This is a genomic window from Mesorhizobium sp. M0276, assembly GCF_040321755.1.
Taxonomy (GTDB): Bacteria; Pseudomonadota; Alphaproteobacteria; order Rhizobiales; family Rhizobiaceae; genus Mesorhizobium.
Window position 1 is genome coordinate 12,123 of sequence record NZ_JAMYSC010000061.1, and the last position, 16,114, is coordinate 28,236.

The window sequence follows — 16,114 nt, forward strand, 5'->3', positions numbered from 1 at the left end:
TCGGCGCATCATATGATTTGGATCATACGCCTTGCTGTCCGCGCAAGGTGATTTCCGCCCGTGTTCTTGTGATGCTGCCGTCTCTCTCAAGCGCCGCCAGCGTTCGATAAAGGACCTCGTGGCTCAGCCCGATTTGAGTGGCGAGGTCCATCAACGTCCCATCCACCTGCACCGAGCGGCTGTCACCCCCGGCGGCAAGAGCCAGATGATGCAAGATCCGCTCTCGCGCCGACCGGATGTTGCGTTCCTCCAGCCTGCTGCGAAGAGCATGTATCTGGTGTGCGAGCACTGCCATGAACTGTTCCGCAAGGACGGGGTCGCTGCGAAACGCCGTCAGGAGCTGCCGCTTCGGATAGACCCGTACTCGGGATGGGACGGCCGCCACGGCGTCGCAGTGATAGGCGTCTGCGAAGAGCGCTGCCTCGGCGAGCAGTTCGCCCGCCCGTGCCGTGTGCAGTGTGATCGTGTGGCTGTCGATTGTATGGCGGATCAAGCGCAAGCGGCCGTGCTCGACCTCGAAGATGGCCGAGGCCGCATCCTCTTGGCGGAAGAGAACTTCGTCCGCTTCTAACTGGCGAACCACCGAACGTTGTTGGATCGCGCCAGGCAGCCAATCGAGAGCCGTCATCGTTCAACTCCAGCCATGCGCGCAAGCAGCCGTCCGATCAGGACACATCGCGGCCGCCGTAGCAAATAATAGACGAAAGCCGGCCGTCTTGGCCGACACGTCGCTCGAAGACCTGCGCGCTACACCGTGGGAGCGAGAACGCTCGCGAGTTGCGCTATGACGGAATCAATTTCTGCGTCCGTCGTCTTGCGCCCGAGGCTGAAGCGTATGGCGCCCATTCCGATCTCTGACTAACGGACGGCGACGGAGTTGCTGAAGCTGCGCGAAATGTCCCTGAGGGAGGCTGCCGCTGTCAGCGGCATCAGTGTGGGCGCTCTCAAGGTCGCCGTGCACAGAGCCATGGCGACGCTTCGGGATGTGTTGAGTAAAGAGGCCTGACGTGGAAACGGACGATCGATCCAGCGCCTGGCAAAAGGGGCTCGTCCGATTCGGCCGCTGCCATCCCCATGGAAGCGGGCCGTGAATTGGCTCGCGATTTCCCTGCCCTCAGTCACCGTCGTCGTCATACTGGCATCACCACGATCCGATCTGGCCGAGCGATTGACCGACGCGCGTTTTCTCATCGAGCAAGCTGCCGCCTTCGCCACTGCGATCGCCGCAGCAGTTGCCGCCTTTGCCATGATCATTCCGGGCCGGGATCGGAGACTTGCTCTGTTGCCGCTGGCTCCGCTTGCGGTTTGGCTGGGGAGCCTCGGACAAGGGTGGCTTGAGGCTTGGCTGCGCGCCAGCGACGCTTTGAGGCTGACCAATGGCTGGCTGTGCCTGCCGGGGATCATGATGGTTGGCGCTGTACCCGCGCTCACCATGATGGGGATGCTGCGCCGCGGCGTACCGATAGCGCCGCGCGTGACAGTTGTGCTCGGAGCGTTTGCCGCCGCAGTCCTCGGAGACGTCGGAGTTCGGCTGTTTCACTCACAGGATGCCAGCCTCATGATTTTGGTCTGGCAATTCGAGAGCGTGTCACTCCTTACCGCACTTGCTGGCTGGGGCGGCCGTTTCATTATGGGCGACACCACGATTGCAAATAGCCACAGGTTTCTGAACCGCCGTCCGAGAAATAGCTTTCCGACGCTCCCAAGCCAACACTGATCAGTTTGCCGCCAATATCGAAAACCCGCCAAAGTACGAATTCCGTGGCCTGGCCACCAATTTCTTGGCGCGGCAGCGTAACCTTTACCCTCCACGAAGCGAAATAATCAGAGCAAGCCCTTGGTGACTTGCTGCCTGGCGGCCGCCCAGGCCGCGTTCAACCGATCGGAGGAACAAATGTCCAACCGTGTACTTTCTGCCGCCGTCGCAACCGCCTTTGCAGCCGCCATCGGCTCACTTACCGCAACAACGACTGCGTCCGCCGCCGACGCAAAAATGGAAAAAATGATGAAGGATACGGAGGCAGCCATTAAGGGCGGCAAGATGGAGAAGTGCTACGGCGTCGCCCTCAAGGGTCAGAACGACTGCGAAGCCGGGGCAGGCACCACCTGCGCAGGGACCAGCACGACGGATTACCAGGGCAACGCTTTCAAAGTGGTGGCCAAAGGTACCTGCACGACGATGAACACACCGAATGGCAACGGGAGCCTTACGCCGAAAGCCTGACAAGGCTGCGGCAATTCGTTCAGGCGGCACGCATCGTGTCGTGCCTGACCAAGGCGGAAATCCTGCCTTGGTCCCATCCACTCCGGAGGGAGGAAGGTTGTCATGACGCCCGTAAATCATGAACAAGTCCTTTCTGGCACCGCGATCCCAACTCGTGCCGGCGTTGGCCTGAAGCCGGAACATTATCGAACGATTCTGGATACAACCCCGGACATTGGCTTCTTCGAGGTGCATGCCGAGAATTACATGGGCGCCGGCGGTCCGCCGCACCGCTATCTCGCAGAGATCCGCGAGCACTATCCGCTGTCGTTACACGGAGTGGGGCTCTCGATCGGTGCCGACCGGCCGCTCGACCGCAGTCATTTGAACCGGCTGAGGGGGCTTATCGAGCGCTATCAGCCCGGACTGTTTTCCGAACATCTTGCCTGGTCGACGCACGATACGGCGTATTTCGACGATCTCTTGCCGGTGCCCTATACCGCGGAGTCACTTTCGCGCGTCGTTTCTCACATCGACGAAGTTCAGGAAGCGCTTGGGCGGCAGATGCTGCTGGAAAACCCGTCGACCTATCTCGCCTTTGCCGAGAGTACCTATTCGGAAATCGACTTCATCACCGAGATCGTGCGTCGAACGGGTTGCGGGCTCTTGCTCGACGTCAACAATGTCCATGTCGCATCGACCAATCAGCAATGGGACCCGATCCGCTACATCGATGAATATCCGCTTGCGTCCGTGCAGGAGATTCACCTCGCCGGCTACTCTCCGGAAGCGGACGAAAGGGGGCGGCCGCTCCTGATCGACACGCATGACCGCCCGGTCGACGCCATTGTCTGGGATCTTTACGAGCACACGATCGGACGGCTCGGTCCGGTGCCGACCTTGATCGAGTGGGATGCCAACGTGCCGGCATGGCCGGAACTCAAGGCCGAGGCGGAGCGGGCGGAGGCGGTCATGTTTGCGATTGGGCGAAAGGAGCAACGTCGTGCAATCTCTGGCTGACCGACTGCACGGCTTTGCCGCGGCCTTGTTCGACCCCGCGCTCGTCGCACCGCCGGGGCTTGTCGGGCCGGATGGCCAGCCCAGCCCGAAAAGGTTTTCCGTCTATCGAAACAACGTAGTGGTCGGGCTCATCGGGGCGTTGAAGGCCAACTTCCCGGCCGTCTGCCGCATCGTGGGCGAGGAATTTTTCGACGCGATGGCGCGCATCTTCGTGGTTTCCGAGCCACCCACCTCGCCGATCCTTCTTCATTACGGTGCGGGATTCGCTGATTTCATCGCCGGCTTCGAGCCCGCCGCGTCTTTACCCTACCTACCCGACGTGGCGCGCCTTGAACGTGCCTGGCTGGAATCCTACCACGCTGCAGAAGCAATTCCGCTGACGCCCGAGGCTCTGGCCGCCATCCCTGGAGACCGCGCGGCTGACCTCACATTCAGCGTCCACCCCTCGCTGCGGCTGATCTGGTCCCGATTTCCGGTCCTGACGATCTGGCAGATGAACGTCGGCGATGGCGTGCCGGGTCCGGTGGACCTCACGGCCGGCGGGGAGGATGTGCTGGTGATGCGACCGGCCGGGGAAGTGGAGGTCCGGGCGATGCCGCCCGGCGGCTATGAATTCGTGGAAGCCCTGCAACAGGGCCACTCACTCACCGACGCAATGAAAGTGGCGCTTCATGCGGACCCGCGTTTCGATCTATCGGGAAACATCCGCGATCTCATCACCGCCGGCGTGTTCGTGGAGTGCTACCTTAATGACGAGTCAGAATTACAGAAGCAGGGGGCGAGACCATGAATCACGAAAAGACAGCAGCCAGCGGTGTCTTTGCGGGCATCGAGCGGGTCATTAGCCTCATCCTCGAATGGCTGGCGTGGGCAGCCTATGCCGTGGCACCGCTTGTGCTTCGGATCGCCTTGGCTCTTCCCTTCTTTCGCTCGGGGCTGACCAAATGGGATGGATTCCTGTCGCTGTCCCCGGCGGCGGACTTCCTGTTCGAGGAACAGTTCAAACTCCACATCTTCGGCGGCGTCTACGACCTTCCGGCCCCAGATACGATGGCGTTCCTGGACGGCGTTGCCGAGATCGTTTTGCCGATCCTGTTGCTCGTTGGCCTTGCGACCCGATTCAGCGCGCTCGGCCTCCTCGTCATGACCGGCGTCATTCAACTCGTCGTGCCGGACGGATGGGCGAATTTCCATCTGCCCTGGGCCACCATGGCGATCGCGCTTATTGCGATCGGGCCGGGCGTGCTGTCGCTCGACCATCTGATCGGCATGATCTTCCGCCAGTCAAAGCCAGGAGGTGCCGCGTGATGGCCTGCCCCGTCGCAAGCCATGATGATCTTCTCGCGTCGCGTGCCACGACCGCTTTTCCATCTGGAACATGGCACCGATGAGCCAGGATCCACGTAGCCGCGTGCCGCCGCTGAGACTCGTGGCGAACGACGAAATCCGCGAGCAGGATGCCAGTCGCGAAGCGCGCGACGTCGAGCGAGCGAAACCGGCAATCCCCGACGTCGACTGGACCATCCTCATGGCGCGCGCCCAGGACGGCGATGGGGATGCTTATCTTCGGCTTCTGGAGGGGATGACGCCGTATCTCCGCTCCTTGGCAAGACGGCGGTGCCACGATCAGAATGACATCGAGGACATTGTCCAGGACGTTCTACTGACCGTGCATTCCATTCGACATACCTATGATCCGACCCGGCCGTTTGGACCTTGGCTGGTTGCCATCGCAAACCGTCGTATTGTCGATCGGCTGCGTCGCCAGGGCCGCGTGAAGGCTCGCGAGACGCCGCTGGCGCCCCAGCACGAAACCTTTCCAGAGGCTGCAACGAATATTGAGGAGATGGTGGACCTTCATTGCCTGAAGGACGCCATTGAAAATCTGCCTCCGAAGCAAAATCAAGCCATTCGGCTGCTGAAGCTGAAGGAGATGTCGTTGAAAGAGGCCGCGGTGGCGAGTGGAATGTCTATCGTATCCCTCAAGATTGCAACGCACCGCGCCTTGAAGAGCCTTCGCAAGGTGCTGACAGATCGGAGCGACACGTGATCAAGACACCCGATCTCATCGCATCGCTTGCCGCGAACGTGGCGCCGGTCCGGCGACTGCGGCCGCCGGCGATCCGCGCGGCTTGCTGGCTTTTGCTCGCGGCTGTAGTACTGACATTGCTCGCCATCAGTCAGGGAATTCGCCCCGACTTCGCACAGCGGCTCCAGGATCCTGCCTTTGCTGTCAGCATGGCAGCCCCGCTTCTCACCGGCGTGTTGGCGGCGTTTGCGAGCTTCCTGGTCAGCCTTCCGGATCGGTCGCGGCTTTGGCTTTTCTTGCCCGCGCCGGCTCTGATCGTCTGGCTGTCGAACATTGGCTACCAATGCCTGACCCAGTGGATCGGCATCGGCCCGGAGGGCTTCAGCTTGGGAGAAACGGCGCGTTGCTTCGCGACCCTTGTCCTGACCAGCCTGCCGTTGTCGCTGGCGATGCTCGTGATGCTGCGCTACGCGGCTCCGCTTCGGCCAACGGCTGTGACCTTGATGGGCAGCCTGGCCGTCGCCGCGATCACGGCGACGGCACTGTCGCTGTTTCATGCCATAGACGCCACCGCGATGATCTTGATGTGGAATGTCGGCACGGCGGTCCTGCTCGTCGGGCTCGGGGGGGTGTTCGGCCGGAAGATGTTCCGATGGGTCGAGCCGCACACGCACCTGGCTCGAGATCGAGAATGAGGCGGGCCTCCGAGCACAAGTTCGGGTCGGCGGCGTTGGCCGCGGGCCTCGCCATTTCTCTCCTCAACATCGGGCTGTTCGTTCCAACGATCGGATTCTATTGCGGACACGAGGGTACGTCGTTCACCGGCTCGAGGACGGCTATCCCGAATGGAAGGCTGCAGGCCTTCCAGTTGAGGCCGCACTCTGAAGTGGTCTTGCATCCAAAGGTTTTCGGATAACATGACGCCGCCAATTCCGCGATCACCGCTGCTTGAGCTGAAGGACTATTCGGCCAAGTCCGTTTTTCAGGTTGAGAACATGCTGCGCGAGACGCGGCGGCAGAAAGGCCTGCCCCTCCTACCGGTGCCTGCTATATGCGTGCTTGATCCCGATGGCGACATCGTGCGCCGGTTGCGGAGAGAAGGCCGCGCCCGTCCATCGGCTGGCTGGGCCTGCTATCATACTGTCCTTGACGAGTTCGACCTGGATGGCCAGACGGTTGGCGTCATTGGCTGTGCGGTCGGTTCCTCATTCGCTGTGCTGGTTGCCGAGCAGCTCTTTGCCTCGGGATGCCGCCTGCTGATCAGCATCACCTCGGCCGGGCAAATCACGTCCCTAGGGCCGCCGCCCTATTTCGTGCTGATCGACCGTGCCCTTCGCGATGAAGGAACAAGCCATCATTACGTTCCACCCGCCGAATTCAGCGAAGCCAATCCAGAGCTAGTTGCGCGAGTTCTGCCTTACTTGTCGAACCTGCCGGAGCCGATCCACATCGGAGCGAGTTGGACAACCGACGCCCCTTTTCGAGAGACTGCGCGAGCGATTGAAGCGAGCCGGGCGCAGGGAATTGCTGCCGTCGAGATGGAGGCAGCCGCGCTCTATGCCTTTGCGGCGGCCCGGAGTAAAAATGTTATTTGCTTCGCGCATGTAACAAACCAGATGGGTCAGACCGAAGGTGACTTTGAGAAGGGCGAAGCAGACGGCACGGCCGATGCGTTGGCCGTTATTGCTGCAGTTGCCCGAGGTACCATGAACTTTTCCGAAACTTGAAGATGAAATGCGCTGCAAACGCATTAGGGCTTTGAAAGCATACCTCCGCGCCGGAAGAGCACGGCTCCAAAATTTCCTTGCAAATGCCGCGTTTCGAGGTCAGCGTGAGATCATGATGGCTCGGTTGTCGCCAAGACATGTCTTAGCGTTGCTGCTCGCGGTGTTGGTAGCCGTTGGCGTGAGCGTGTCCGCCGTTCAGGCCAGCACCATGGCGATGAAGATGACCACGGGTGCTGCAGCCGGCATGACCGTTGCGTCCGAAACGGGCATGAGCATGCCCGGCATGGGAGCGGCGAGCGACAGCGATTGCAAGTCCTGCCTCAAGGACCCCGGCGACAACGGAAATCCGGTGCACTGCCCGCCGACCTGCATTGCTCCGGTCTTCGCAGTATTGCCGCTCGGATTCGCCACGATGACCGTGGCCCGGGCACCGCTTCCGTCAGCGCTGCCGGAGCCGTTCCTTCACGGGCGAAGTTCCCTGCCCGACCCATTCCCTCCCAAACCTATCGATCTCGTCTGACGCAGTTTCAGCCGTCCCGCGGCTGATTTCTCGCGTTGATTGCCGCTAGCGCTTTGCGCCGGCGAGCACACAGCCATTCGACGTCGAGATGCTCGCCGTCGATCGAGATCGCAAAGGGTTCAAGAGTGAATACCGACTTCCATTTCCTATCGCGCCGCGGGTTCGTCCTTGCGATGGTGGGCGTTGCCGCGTCGGCAGCGATACGCCCGGCCCCATCAAGGGCATCGGCCGTCGATGAGCGCCTTATCAAGGTCGGACCGGGCCAGGCCCGGCTCGCCGGCCCGGATCGTCCAATTACACCGGTGTGGGCCTATGACGGCACCATTCCCGGCCCGACGCTGCGCCTGCGCCAGGGCCAACAGGTCCGCATCACAGTTGAGAACGGGCTCGATGAGGACACGACCGTTCATTGGCACGGCATCCGCTTGGCAAACGCCATGGACGGCGTGCCTGGCCTCACCCAGCCGCCCATCAAGCCCGGCGAAAACTTCGTCTACGAATTCACCCCGCCCGATGCCGGTACCTTCTGGTACCATCCGCATGCCGACAGCCTGGTGCAGATCGGCCGCGGCCTTGCCGGGCCGCTCATCGTCGAGGAGGCCGAGCCGGTCGCCGTCGACCGCGACCTCGTCTGGCTGCTGCAGGACTGGCGGCTGGCATCCGACGGACAGATCGCCGGCGGCTTCGGCAGCCCCATGGATGCCTCGATGTCGGGCCGCGTCGGCAATGTCGTCACCGTCAACGGCACGGTGCCGGCCGACCAGGGCGTGAGGGCCGGCGAGCGGGTCAGGCTGCGGCTCGCCAATGCCTCGCTTGCCCGCATGATGGCGCTGCGTTTCGAAGGCCACCGTCCGGTCGTCGTCGCGATCGACGGCCAGCCTTGCGACCCGCATGAGCCGGAAGGCGGTCGCCTGTTTCTCGCTCCGGCGATGCGCATCGACATCATGCTCGACATGCAGGGCGACCCTGGCAGCCGCCACGCGGTGGTCGACGATTTCTACGACGGCCTCGCCTATACGCTGACCACGCTGGCCTATGAAGCCTCGCCACCGCTCAGGGCGCATCCGCTCGACGCGCCTGTCGGCCTGCCGCGCAATCCCTTGCCCGAGCCCGACCTCACGAAAGCCGTGCGCCAGGAGATCGTGCTGCAAGGCGGCATGATGGGCGGCGGCAAGCTCAAGGGCGTCGGCGGCATGATGGGCATGGGGATGATGGGCATGGGCATGAACGGCAATGCGGCCTGGGCGATCAACGGCATATCGATGACCGGCGACGGCCACGCCGGCATGGCGCCGCAGTTCACGCTGAAACGCGGCGTCACCTGTCACCTCACCATGCGCAACGAAACCGCATGGTGGCATCCCATGCATGTCCACGGCTTCAGCCTGTCGGTCATCTCGCGCAACGGCTCGCCGGTGCCGCACCGGCAATGGCAGGACACGGTGCTGCTCGCTCCCAAGGACACGATCGAATGCGCCTTCGTCGCCGACAATCCCGGCGACTGGATGCTGCACTGCCATGTCGCCGACCACCAGATGGCCGGCCTGATGACAGTGTTCCGCGTGACCTGATTTTTTTCAACCAATCAACCAAGGAGAACCGAAATGAAACTGCCCTACCTCAATCGCCGCCTTCGCGCTCGCAATCGCGATGCCGATGCCTGCCTTCGCCGCAACGATCCAGGCGGTGATGTACAAGAACCCGAGTTGCAGTTGCTGCGAGACCTACGCCGCTTATCTCGAACAGAACGGCTTCAAGGTCGAGCTCAAGCCGACCAACGACCGCAGCCAGATCAGCGCCGGGCTCGGCGTTCCTCCGCAATTGCAAGGCTGTCACTCGGTGGTGATCGGCGACTATGTGGTGGACGGCTTCGTGCCGGTCGACCTGATTAAGAAGATGCTGGCGGAACGGCCTCAAATCACCGGCATCGCCATGGCCGGCATGCCCATGGGCTCGCCGGGAATGGGCGGTCAGAAGATGGGGACCTGGAAGATCTACGCTTTCACCAAGGACGGCAAGACGCCGACGGTCTACGCCACGGAATGACGAACGGCGATGAATTCGGGCAACCCAAGGAGACTGACATGAAACTGACCTACTCGCTTGCCGCCTTCGCCGTCGCGATCGCGGTGCCGATGCCGGCGATCGCCGCGACAATCGAAGCGGTGATGTACAAGAACCCGCAATGCAGCTGCTGCGAGACCTACGCCGCCTATCTCGAACAGAACGGCTTCAAGATCGACATCAAGCCGGTCAACAACCTGTCGCAGATCAGCGGTGACGCCGGCGTGCCGGCCGATCTCGAAGGCTGCCATACGCTAATGGTCGACGGCTATGTCGTCGACGGGCTGGTCCCGGTCGACGTCGTGAAGAAGCTTCTCACGGAGCGGCCCAAAATCGCGGGCATCACGCTCGCCGGCATGCCGGCGGGCGCGCCCGGCATGGGTGGGGAGAAGGACGGCACCTGGACGATCTACGCCTTCACTAAGGACGGCAAGGCACCGACCGTTTACGCGACGGAGTGAGAAGCCGTGCTGTTGGCGAACATGAAGGTACGTGCTCAGGGGTTCGCGAAGCCGTCGGCTCGGCGCGTCATCACTGCCAGCGGCCCGGTTCAACCCGATGCCGGGCCGCTTGCCACCCCGCGCGCCGCGTGGCGGCGGCTGGCGGTCCTGCTGCCAATGATTATTTTCGTCGGACTCGCCGTCTTGCTCGCCTGGGGGCTCACCCGCAACGCTTCCGACATCCCCTCGGCATTGATCGGCAAGCAGGTGCCCGAGTTCAGCCTGCCGCCGGTCAAGGGGCGTGTGCTCGGCCTGTCGAGCCGCGACCTCAGCGGCGAGGTCTCGCTCGTCAACGTCTTTGCGTCATGGTGCGTTGCCTGCCGCGAGGAGCACCCGGTCTTCCTGCAACTGGCGGCAAGCGGGACGGTGCCGCTGCACGGGCTGAACTACAAGGACCGGCCCGGGGACGCCGAGCGATGGCTGGACACGCTCGGCGATCCCTATACGCGCACCGGCGCCGACCGCGACGGCCGGGTCGCCATCGACTGGGGCGTCTACGGCGTCCCCGAAACCTTCGTCGTCAGCGCCGACGGACGCATCGCCTACAAGCATATCGGCCCTGTGACGCAGGAGGCGCTGACCAAGACCATCCTGCCGCTGGTCGAGCGCCTGCGGGCGCAAGCGAGAGAGCGGCAGCCATGAGCAAGCTCGCCGTCATTCTTCTCGGCCTCCTGCTGGCGTTGTCGCAGCCTCTCTCGGCGGCCGAACCGCCGCAGAACTTTGCCGTTCACGAGGCGCCCGTGCCGGTGCCGGATATCAGCTTCCAGGACAGCGCCGGCCAGCCGAGAACGCTCACCGACTTTTCCGGCAAGGTCGTGCTGCTCAACATCTGGGCGACATGGTGTGTTCCCTGCCGCAAGGAAATGCCGACGCTCGACCGGTTGCAGGCCGAGCTCGGCGAGTCGGGTTTCGAGGTCGTCGCGCTGTCGATAGATCGCGACCCGGACATGGTGAAGCAGTTCTTCGCCGAAATCGGCATCCAGCACCTCGCGCTCAACATCGACACATCGAGCAAGGCCATGTTCGCGCTCGGCGTCGTCGGCCTGCCGACGACGTTGCTGATTGACGCCAAGGGTAAGGAAATCGGCCGGCTGATCGGACCGGCCGAATGGGATTCACCCGAAATGATCGCGTTCATCCGCGGCCACTTGGCTGCCAACTGAGAAAGGAACCGACAATGACCACCACGGAATTGACACAAGCCAACGAGGCCTCGCCCGGCTCCAGCATCCGCCGCACGCTCGCCCGCCGCCGCGGCCTGATCGCAGCCGGTGCAGCCGTCGTTGTAGGCGGCATCGCCTTCAACTGGACATGGCTGGTCGCGGCAGGCATTGCGCCGCTGCTGATCAGCGTCCTGCCTTGCGTCGCCATGTGCGCACTTGGTCTATGCATGAACAGAATGACGGGCCGTGCCTGCTCAACGGAAGACGTTTCGCCAAAGACAGATGCCGACGGCACGATGAAAGGCAGTGGCTGATGTTTGTCCAGATCCAAGCCGAGCCGCGGGCGCTTTTTCCGGCTCTTGGCGCGTGGCTGCTGCGCGGCCTGATCGGTTTGACAGCGCTCATCCTCGGCCATGTCCACGGCGCGCGGGCGCATTCGCTGGATGATGTCGACGCCTTGCTCAAGAGCGACGAAAAGTATTTCCAGCAGATCGACAAGCCGATGCCGGACTTCACCCTGCGCACCGCCGACGGGCGCGTGGTGCGGCCGGCCGATTTGCGCGGCAAGGTCGTCGTCGTCCACTTCGTCTACACGTCGTGCACTGACGTTTGTCCTCTGCACGCCGAGAAGATCGCCGAGATCCAGAAGATGGTGAACGGTACCCCGATGAAGGACCAGGTCACCTTTGTCAGCATCACCACGGATCCCGCGCGCGACACGCCGGAGGTGCTGCGCAAATACGGGCCGACCCATGGCCTCAACCCAGTCAACTGGCTGTTCCTGACCACGAGCCAGGATCAGCCGGAGGATACGACCCGCAAGCTGGCGGAAGCCTTCGGCCACAAGTTCACCAAGACGGAAGACGGCATCCAAGCACACGGCATCGTCACGCATGTCATCGACAAGGAGGGCTATTGGCGGGCGAATTTTCACGGCCTGGATTTCGCGCCGGTCAATCTCGTCACCTTCATCAACGCGCTCACCAATAATGTCGAGCATCCGCACCATGAGCAAGACGAAGGCTGGCTGGCAAAATTGAAGAGCTTCTTTTGACGCAATTTTTTCACCGGCGGCATGGCGACACCAGGCCGCCCCAAAGGGCAACAAAACAGATAAAAGGAGAGACGCACGTGATCACCAGGGTAAAACAGGCACACCGATATGGCGGCTTCATTGTCCGCGCCCTTCTCGTTGCCGGAGTGACAGGATGGTTCCTTCTCAATCCGGGCTTTCAGGGCGCCGGGCGATCGGCGATGGCGGCCGGCGAAATGTCCCAGGACCAGTTCGACCAGCGCATCCATGACTACATCCTCGCCCATCCCGAGGTCCTCGTGCAGGCGCTGCAAAGTCTGGACCAGCGCCAGCGCGAGGCCGATGCGGCCGCAGCAAAGGCGGTGCTGACGTCACGCGCCGACGATATCTTCCGCGACAAGCAGAGCCCGGTCGACGGCAACGCCGAGGGCAACGTCACCTTGGTGGAGTTCTTCGACTACAACTGCCCCTATTGCCGCCAGATGGCGCCGGTCATGGCACAGGCTGCGGCCGACGATCCTCAGCTCAAGATCGTCTACAAGGAATTCCCCATCCTCGGTCCGGATTCCGTATTCGCGGCCAAGGCGGCATTGGCGGCCCAGAAGCAAGGCAAATACACGCAATTCCACAAGGCGCTGTTCGACTCCAGAACGAGGGTGACCGAGGCGATCGTGCTCAAGATCGCCGCCGAGGCCGGCCTCGACCTGGCGCGCATGAAGAGCGACATGCAGCAACCCGAAATCCAAGCGCTGATCGACCGCAACGCCGAGCTGGCGCAGGCATTGAGGATCACGGGCACACCGGGTTTCGTCGTCGGCGACCAGATCTTTCCCGGCGCCACCAATCTCGAGACGATGAAGAAGCTGATCGAGCAGGCGCGGGCGCAGCCGAAATGAGACGCGTGCTGGCAAGAGGGAACAACTGATGCCCGAACTCTCCAACATCGGCGTGCTGAGCGCGTTCGCCGCGGGCATCGTCTCGTTTCTCTCGCCCTGCGTGCTGCCTCTGGTGCCGGGCTATGTTTCCTATGTCGCCGGCAGGACGCCGACGGATGGACCGTTCGAAAGCGCGGCCCGTCTGTCGGCGGCTGCCTTGAGCCTCTGCTTCGTGCTCGGATTCTCCACCGTCTTCATCGTGCTCGGCGCCAGCGCAACCACGCTCGGCCGCTTGCTGCTCGGCTACCGCGTCGAGCTCAACCTCGTTGGCGGCGCCATCGTCATTCTGTTCGGTCTTTTCCTGATCGGGCTGGTGCGCCCGGGCTGGATGATGCGCGAGGCACGGTTTCATGCCTCGGCTCCAGGCGGCCGCGCGATGTCGGCCTACGCGCTCGGCCTTGCATTCGCCTTCGGTTGGACGCCTTGCATCGGTCCGATCCTCGGCTCGATCCTGACCGTTGGCGCCGCCTCGGCAACCGTCGCCGACGGCGTTGCCCTACTTGCGATCTATTCGCTCGGCCTCGGCGTGCCCTTCCTGCTCGCGGCGCTGTTCACCGATAGCCTGGCGCGGCGGCTGAAGGCGATGCGCCAAGTGGGTCGGCTGTTGCAGCCGGCGGCCGGCGGCATCATGGTTCTCATGGGACTCGCCATGATCACCGGGCAGATGTCGACCTTCTCGTTCTGGCTGCTCCAGCAGTTTCCGATATTCACGCGCATCGGCTGAAGGCCGAAGAAGGGAGTTTTCAATGACCTCTGTTTCGAACCTCGTGACCCAGGCGCTCCGCGTGGCGATAGCAATCGCCGGGCTGATGGTCCTGCTCGGCGCTAGTATAGCGGCAGCCGCCGACGATCCCGGTCTCGCCAAGCGATTTGAGGAACTCAGCAAAAACGGCAACAGCACGTGCTCGGCCAAGTTCACGGAGTCGATCGCTACCATGCCGGCGATGTCTCGCATCAAGGGTTCGTGCTGCAGCCCGATGGAGTTGAAGCGTTATACCGAACAGACGCAGGGTCTGACCAAATACCGCGACATCGTGATCATCCCGCAGGACCCCTACGACATACCGGCGGCCACCGCGCGACAGGCGGCGTCCTATTACGACCTCAAGCTCAGCGGCGACGAGCAGAAGGCCTACGACTACGCGATGGCCAACTCCAACGAGAAGGGCCCGTGCTGCTGCCAATGCTGGCGCTGGAAGGTGTATGGCGGGCTGGCGAAGTACCTGATCCACGAGCACGGCTTCAGCGGCAAGCAGATCGTCGACGTATGGAATCTTTCCGACGGCTGCGGCGGGGACGGTTAGGATTGCCCGGACGAGTTGAACCTGCAGGCGCTTGCCTTGCGCTCCCGATCACCCGCGTGCGGTCGGTAGCGAAGTTTTCGGTCAACCTTAAGGGTTTGGCAGAATTTCGGACGTCTTGCCCAAGAGACGATACGTCGCAAGTCCGAGCCATTCATGAGCGGCAATGTCCATGAATTCCAAACCGCCTGCGATCGTACTGACTGGACGATGCAGGTCGCTTGGTCGTGTCCGATAGTCCACGGGATATGGCACGATCGGGAAATTTGCCGCCCTGAACGAAGCAACGGCCCGCGGCATGTTGTAGGCGGAAGTCACCAGAAGCCAAACGTCCGCCGGCTTGGGCTTGGCTATTGCCACGCTTTCCATCGCATTTTCGAACGTTGTTCGCGACCGCTCTTCCAGTTCAATTCGCTCTTGCGGGACACCGAGATCGAGCAGCAGTTGGCGGGCGCCTTCGGATTCACTGAAGGCATGATCGCCATCAAGGTGGGCGATCCCGCCAGACAACAGGATCCGGGCGCTCGGGTATTGCCGGGCCAGCATGGCCACAACGTAAACCCGCTCCGCATTGTCATTGACCGCAATACTGTGCCGGTCTTGAGTTATGTGGATATTGACCGCTCCGCCAAGCATGACAATGCCGGTGACCGGCCCTTCGATTATTGGCTGCGGAAAGCGGTTCTCAAGCACCATCACGGCAGCCGGTCCAAGAGGACTCCAGCCACAGATGGCCAGCAACAGAACCGACGCTATGATGCCAGCTGTCCCCAAGCGAGATCTGCCAAGGAACATCGCGAGAATACCGATCAACCCAAGGAGCACGACAAGGTTGGAAGGGAGCAGGAAAGTCTCGATGAGTTTTGAGATGAGGAAAGACATCAGACCCTCGCGTCCGACAGGCGGCGCTCGTCAGAAATGACCGCGAACGCCCCTCGACTCCGCTGGCATTTCGGCATTCGTCTGCTGCATTGGCTGACCGTGATTGCTCTCGCGGCGCAAATCGCCATTTCGTTCGGACCGATGGACGGGCCGGGCATGGCGACAATGAACTGGCTTCCGCTCCACATGTCGATCGGCGTGACGATTCTTGCCATTGTTGTCCTGCGACTTTGCTTGCGCATTTTCACTAAGGGCCCCGTCCGGCAAATCTCGCGCTCCGGGCGGTTTGCGAGCGCTTTCGTCCATTTATCTCTCTACGTGATGATTCTTGCCGTCCTGATAACGGGATGGCTGGGCTACCGGCCAATGCCCTTCATGCCTCCCGCGCGGCTTTTCGGAAACTTGCTCGTGCCGTTGGCGCCATCCGGCGGCGCGCTGTCGGCAAGAGGTTTCGCGTTCGTCCATGCAAAGCTGGTCTGGATATTGCTTGGATTTGTCAGCGTTCACATCCTGGCCGCGCTGGTGCATTTCGTGCTGCTTCGGGACGGTGTCATGCGAAGCATGTTCTTCGGGAAGTCGGACTCCGCCTCGCCGAAACTGCAAGCGCCGCTTGCGGTCGACGACGAGGACGGCTGATCACGCCATCGCCCAGAATCCTCCCGCAATGATCACCGCATAGCGTGCGGCCTTGCCTATTGCGACAAGAACAACGAACACCCCAAGATTCACACGTGCCG

At 62.2% G+C, this 16,114-nt stretch carries 22 protein-coding genes; 20 read left to right on the forward strand and 2 right to left on the reverse strand.

Annotated features, from left to right (window positions below):
• Positions 1-22: 22 nt before the first annotated feature.
• A complete protein-coding gene (locus NKJ01_RS30620) occupies positions 23-628 on the reverse strand; it encodes a Crp/Fnr family transcriptional regulator (protein WP_352733875.1) in 606 nt (201 codons plus the stop codon).
• 405 nt (positions 629-1,033) lie between these two features.
• Between NKJ01_RS30620 and NKJ01_RS30625 the strand changes: the two genes are divergently transcribed.
• The 19 genes from NKJ01_RS30625 (at position 1,034) to NKJ01_RS30715 (ending at position 14,498) form a co-directional block, all read left to right on the forward strand.
• Entirely contained in the window at positions 1,034-1,717 is a 684-nt protein-coding gene (locus NKJ01_RS30625) for an NrsF family protein (protein WP_352733918.1), read from the forward strand.
• Between the two features lie 177 nt (positions 1,718-1,894).
• Positions 1,895-2,224: a BufA1 family periplasmic bufferin-type metallophore gene (locus NKJ01_RS30630; protein ID WP_352733877.1), complete on the forward strand. Its 330-nt coding sequence runs from the start codon at positions 1,895-1,897 to the stop codon at positions 2,222-2,224.
• Between the two features lie 102 nt (positions 2,225-2,326).
• Positions 2,327-3,223 (forward strand): MNIO family bufferin maturase, encoded by an 897-nt coding sequence (gene bufB / locus NKJ01_RS30635; RefSeq protein WP_352733879.1) that lies wholly within the window; start codon positions 2,327-2,329, stop codon positions 3,221-3,223.
• Complete coding sequence (locus tag NKJ01_RS30640) at positions 3,207-4,013, forward strand: HvfC/BufC N-terminal domain-containing protein (RefSeq protein WP_352733880.1); 807 nt, start codon at positions 3,207-3,209, stop codon at positions 4,011-4,013. The genes bufB and NKJ01_RS30640 overlap by 17 nt, the downstream gene beginning before the upstream one ends.
• Entirely contained in the window at positions 4,010-4,531 is a 522-nt protein-coding gene (locus NKJ01_RS30645; protein ID WP_352733882.1) for a DoxX family protein, read from the forward strand. The genes NKJ01_RS30640 and NKJ01_RS30645 overlap by 4 nt, the downstream gene beginning before the upstream one ends.
• Positions 4,532-4,610: 79 nt before the next feature.
• Positions 4,611-5,273, forward strand: coding sequence for a sigma-70 family RNA polymerase sigma factor (locus NKJ01_RS30650; RefSeq protein WP_352733884.1), 663 nt, complete (start codon positions 4,611-4,613; stop codon positions 5,271-5,273).
• A complete protein-coding gene (locus NKJ01_RS30655; RefSeq protein WP_352733885.1) occupies positions 5,270-5,947 on the forward strand; it encodes an NrsF family protein in 678 nt (225 codons plus the stop codon). The genes NKJ01_RS30650 and NKJ01_RS30655 overlap by 4 nt, the downstream gene beginning before the upstream one ends.
• 222 nt (positions 5,948-6,169) lie before the next feature.
• Positions 6,170-6,979, forward strand: coding sequence for a nucleoside phosphorylase (locus NKJ01_RS30660; protein WP_352733887.1), 810 nt, complete (start codon positions 6,170-6,172; stop codon positions 6,977-6,979).
• A 148-nt stretch (positions 6,980-7,127) separates the two neighbouring features.
• Positions 7,128-7,499, forward strand: a complete 372-nt coding sequence (locus tag NKJ01_RS30665) for a hypothetical protein (RefSeq protein ID WP_352733889.1) — start codon at positions 7,128-7,130, stop codon at positions 7,497-7,499.
• Positions 7,500-7,672: 173 nt separating this feature from the next.
• Entirely contained in the window at positions 7,673-9,070 is a 1,398-nt protein-coding gene (locus NKJ01_RS30670) for a multicopper oxidase family protein (protein WP_502905930.1), read from the forward strand.
• Positions 9,071-9,155: 85 nt separating this feature from the next.
• The gene (locus tag NKJ01_RS30675) at positions 9,156-9,545 is read left to right on the forward strand and encodes a DUF411 domain-containing protein (RefSeq protein WP_352733893.1); all 390 of its coding nucleotides are present in this window, start codon (positions 9,156-9,158) and stop codon (positions 9,543-9,545) included.
• A gap of 38 nt (positions 9,546-9,583) precedes the next feature.
• Complete coding sequence (locus tag NKJ01_RS30680) at positions 9,584-10,024, forward strand: DUF411 domain-containing protein (protein ID WP_352733895.1); 441 nt, start codon at positions 9,584-9,586, stop codon at positions 10,022-10,024.
• Positions 10,025-10,045: 21 nt separating this feature from the next.
• Positions 10,046-10,705: a DsbE family thiol:disulfide interchange protein gene (locus NKJ01_RS30685; RefSeq protein WP_352733897.1), complete on the forward strand. Its 660-nt coding sequence runs from the start codon at positions 10,046-10,048 to the stop codon at positions 10,703-10,705.
• A complete protein-coding gene (locus NKJ01_RS30690) occupies positions 10,702-11,226 on the forward strand; it encodes a TlpA family protein disulfide reductase (protein WP_352733899.1) in 525 nt (174 codons plus the stop codon). The genes NKJ01_RS30685 and NKJ01_RS30690 overlap by 4 nt, the downstream gene beginning before the upstream one ends.
• A gap of 14 nt (positions 11,227-11,240) precedes the next feature.
• Positions 11,241-11,540, forward strand: a complete 300-nt coding sequence (locus NKJ01_RS30695) for a hypothetical protein (protein WP_352733901.1) — start codon at positions 11,241-11,243, stop codon at positions 11,538-11,540.
• Positions 11,540-12,280, forward strand: coding sequence for an SCO family protein (locus tag NKJ01_RS30700; protein ID WP_352733902.1), 741 nt, complete (start codon positions 11,540-11,542; stop codon positions 12,278-12,280). Before NKJ01_RS30695 ends, NKJ01_RS30700 begins: the two co-directional genes overlap by 1 nt.
• Before the next feature lie 77 nt (positions 12,281-12,357).
• The gene (locus NKJ01_RS30705) at positions 12,358-13,155 is read left to right on the forward strand and encodes a DsbA family protein (RefSeq protein ID WP_352733904.1); all 798 of its coding nucleotides are present in this window, start codon (positions 12,358-12,360) and stop codon (positions 13,153-13,155) included.
• 28 nt (positions 13,156-13,183) lie between these two features.
• Positions 13,184-13,918: a cytochrome c biogenesis CcdA family protein gene (locus NKJ01_RS30710; protein ID WP_352733906.1), complete on the forward strand. Its 735-nt coding sequence runs from the start codon at positions 13,184-13,186 to the stop codon at positions 13,916-13,918.
• A 22-nt stretch (positions 13,919-13,940) separates the two neighbouring features.
• On the forward strand, positions 13,941-14,498 hold the full coding sequence (locus tag NKJ01_RS30715) for a hypothetical protein (RefSeq protein ID WP_352733908.1): 558 nt from the start codon (positions 13,941-13,943) through the stop codon (positions 14,496-14,498).
• A gap of 87 nt (positions 14,499-14,585) precedes the next feature.
• On the opposite strand, the gene NKJ01_RS30720 is transcribed toward NKJ01_RS30715, so the two are convergent.
• Positions 14,586-15,377, reverse strand: coding sequence for a YdcF family protein (locus NKJ01_RS30720; RefSeq protein ID WP_352733910.1), 792 nt, complete (start codon positions 15,375-15,377; stop codon positions 14,586-14,588).
• A gap of 36 nt (positions 15,378-15,413) precedes the next feature.
• Here NKJ01_RS30720 and NKJ01_RS30725 point away from each other — a divergent pair, with 36 nt between their 5' ends.
• On the forward strand, positions 15,414-16,013 hold the full coding sequence (locus tag NKJ01_RS30725; protein ID WP_352733912.1) for a cytochrome b: 600 nt from the start codon (positions 15,414-15,416) through the stop codon (positions 16,011-16,013).
• Positions 16,014-16,114 lie beyond the last annotated feature (101 nt).

Coding starts and splice junctions, on each gene's coding strand:
- NKJ01_RS30620 (WP_352733875.1), bottom strand. CDS start 628: ATGACGGCTCTCGATTGGCTGCCTGGCGCGATCCAACAACGTTCGGTG.
- NKJ01_RS30630 (WP_352733877.1), top strand. CDS start 1,895: ATGTCCAACCGTGTACTTTCTGCCGCCGTCGCAACCGCCTTTGCAGCC.
- bufB (WP_352733879.1), top strand. CDS start 2,327: ATGACGCCCGTAAATCATGAACAAGTCCTTTCTGGCACCGCGATCCCA.
- NKJ01_RS30645 (WP_352733882.1), top strand. CDS start 4,010: ATGAATCACGAAAAGACAGCAGCCAGCGGTGTCTTTGCGGGCATCGAG.
- NKJ01_RS30650 (WP_352733884.1), top strand. CDS start 4,611: ATGAGCCAGGATCCACGTAGCCGCGTGCCGCCGCTGAGACTCGTGGCG.
- NKJ01_RS30660 (WP_352733887.1), top strand. CDS start 6,170: ATGACGCCGCCAATTCCGCGATCACCGCTGCTTGAGCTGAAGGACTAT.
- NKJ01_RS30670 (WP_502905930.1), top strand. CDS start 7,673: ATGGTGGGCGTTGCCGCGTCGGCAGCGATACGCCCGGCCCCATCAAGG.
- NKJ01_RS30675 (WP_352733893.1), top strand. CDS start 9,156: ATGCCTGCCTTCGCCGCAACGATCCAGGCGGTGATGTACAAGAACCCG.
- NKJ01_RS30680 (WP_352733895.1), top strand. CDS start 9,584: ATGAAACTGACCTACTCGCTTGCCGCCTTCGCCGTCGCGATCGCGGTG.
- NKJ01_RS30685 (WP_352733897.1), top strand. CDS start 10,046: ATGAAGGTACGTGCTCAGGGGTTCGCGAAGCCGTCGGCTCGGCGCGTC.
- NKJ01_RS30690 (WP_352733899.1), top strand. CDS start 10,702: ATGAGCAAGCTCGCCGTCATTCTTCTCGGCCTCCTGCTGGCGTTGTCG.
- NKJ01_RS30695 (WP_352733901.1), top strand. CDS start 11,241: ATGACCACCACGGAATTGACACAAGCCAACGAGGCCTCGCCCGGCTCC.
- NKJ01_RS30700 (WP_352733902.1), top strand. CDS start 11,540: ATGTTTGTCCAGATCCAAGCCGAGCCGCGGGCGCTTTTTCCGGCTCTT.
- NKJ01_RS30710 (WP_352733906.1), top strand. CDS start 13,184: ATGCCCGAACTCTCCAACATCGGCGTGCTGAGCGCGTTCGCCGCGGGC.
- NKJ01_RS30715 (WP_352733908.1), top strand. CDS start 13,941: ATGACCTCTGTTTCGAACCTCGTGACCCAGGCGCTCCGCGTGGCGATA.
- NKJ01_RS30720 (WP_352733910.1), bottom strand. CDS start 15,377: ATGTCTTTCCTCATCTCAAAACTCATCGAGACTTTCCTGCTCCCTTCC.
- NKJ01_RS30725 (WP_352733912.1), top strand. CDS start 15,414: ATGACCGCGAACGCCCCTCGACTCCGCTGGCATTTCGGCATTCGTCTG.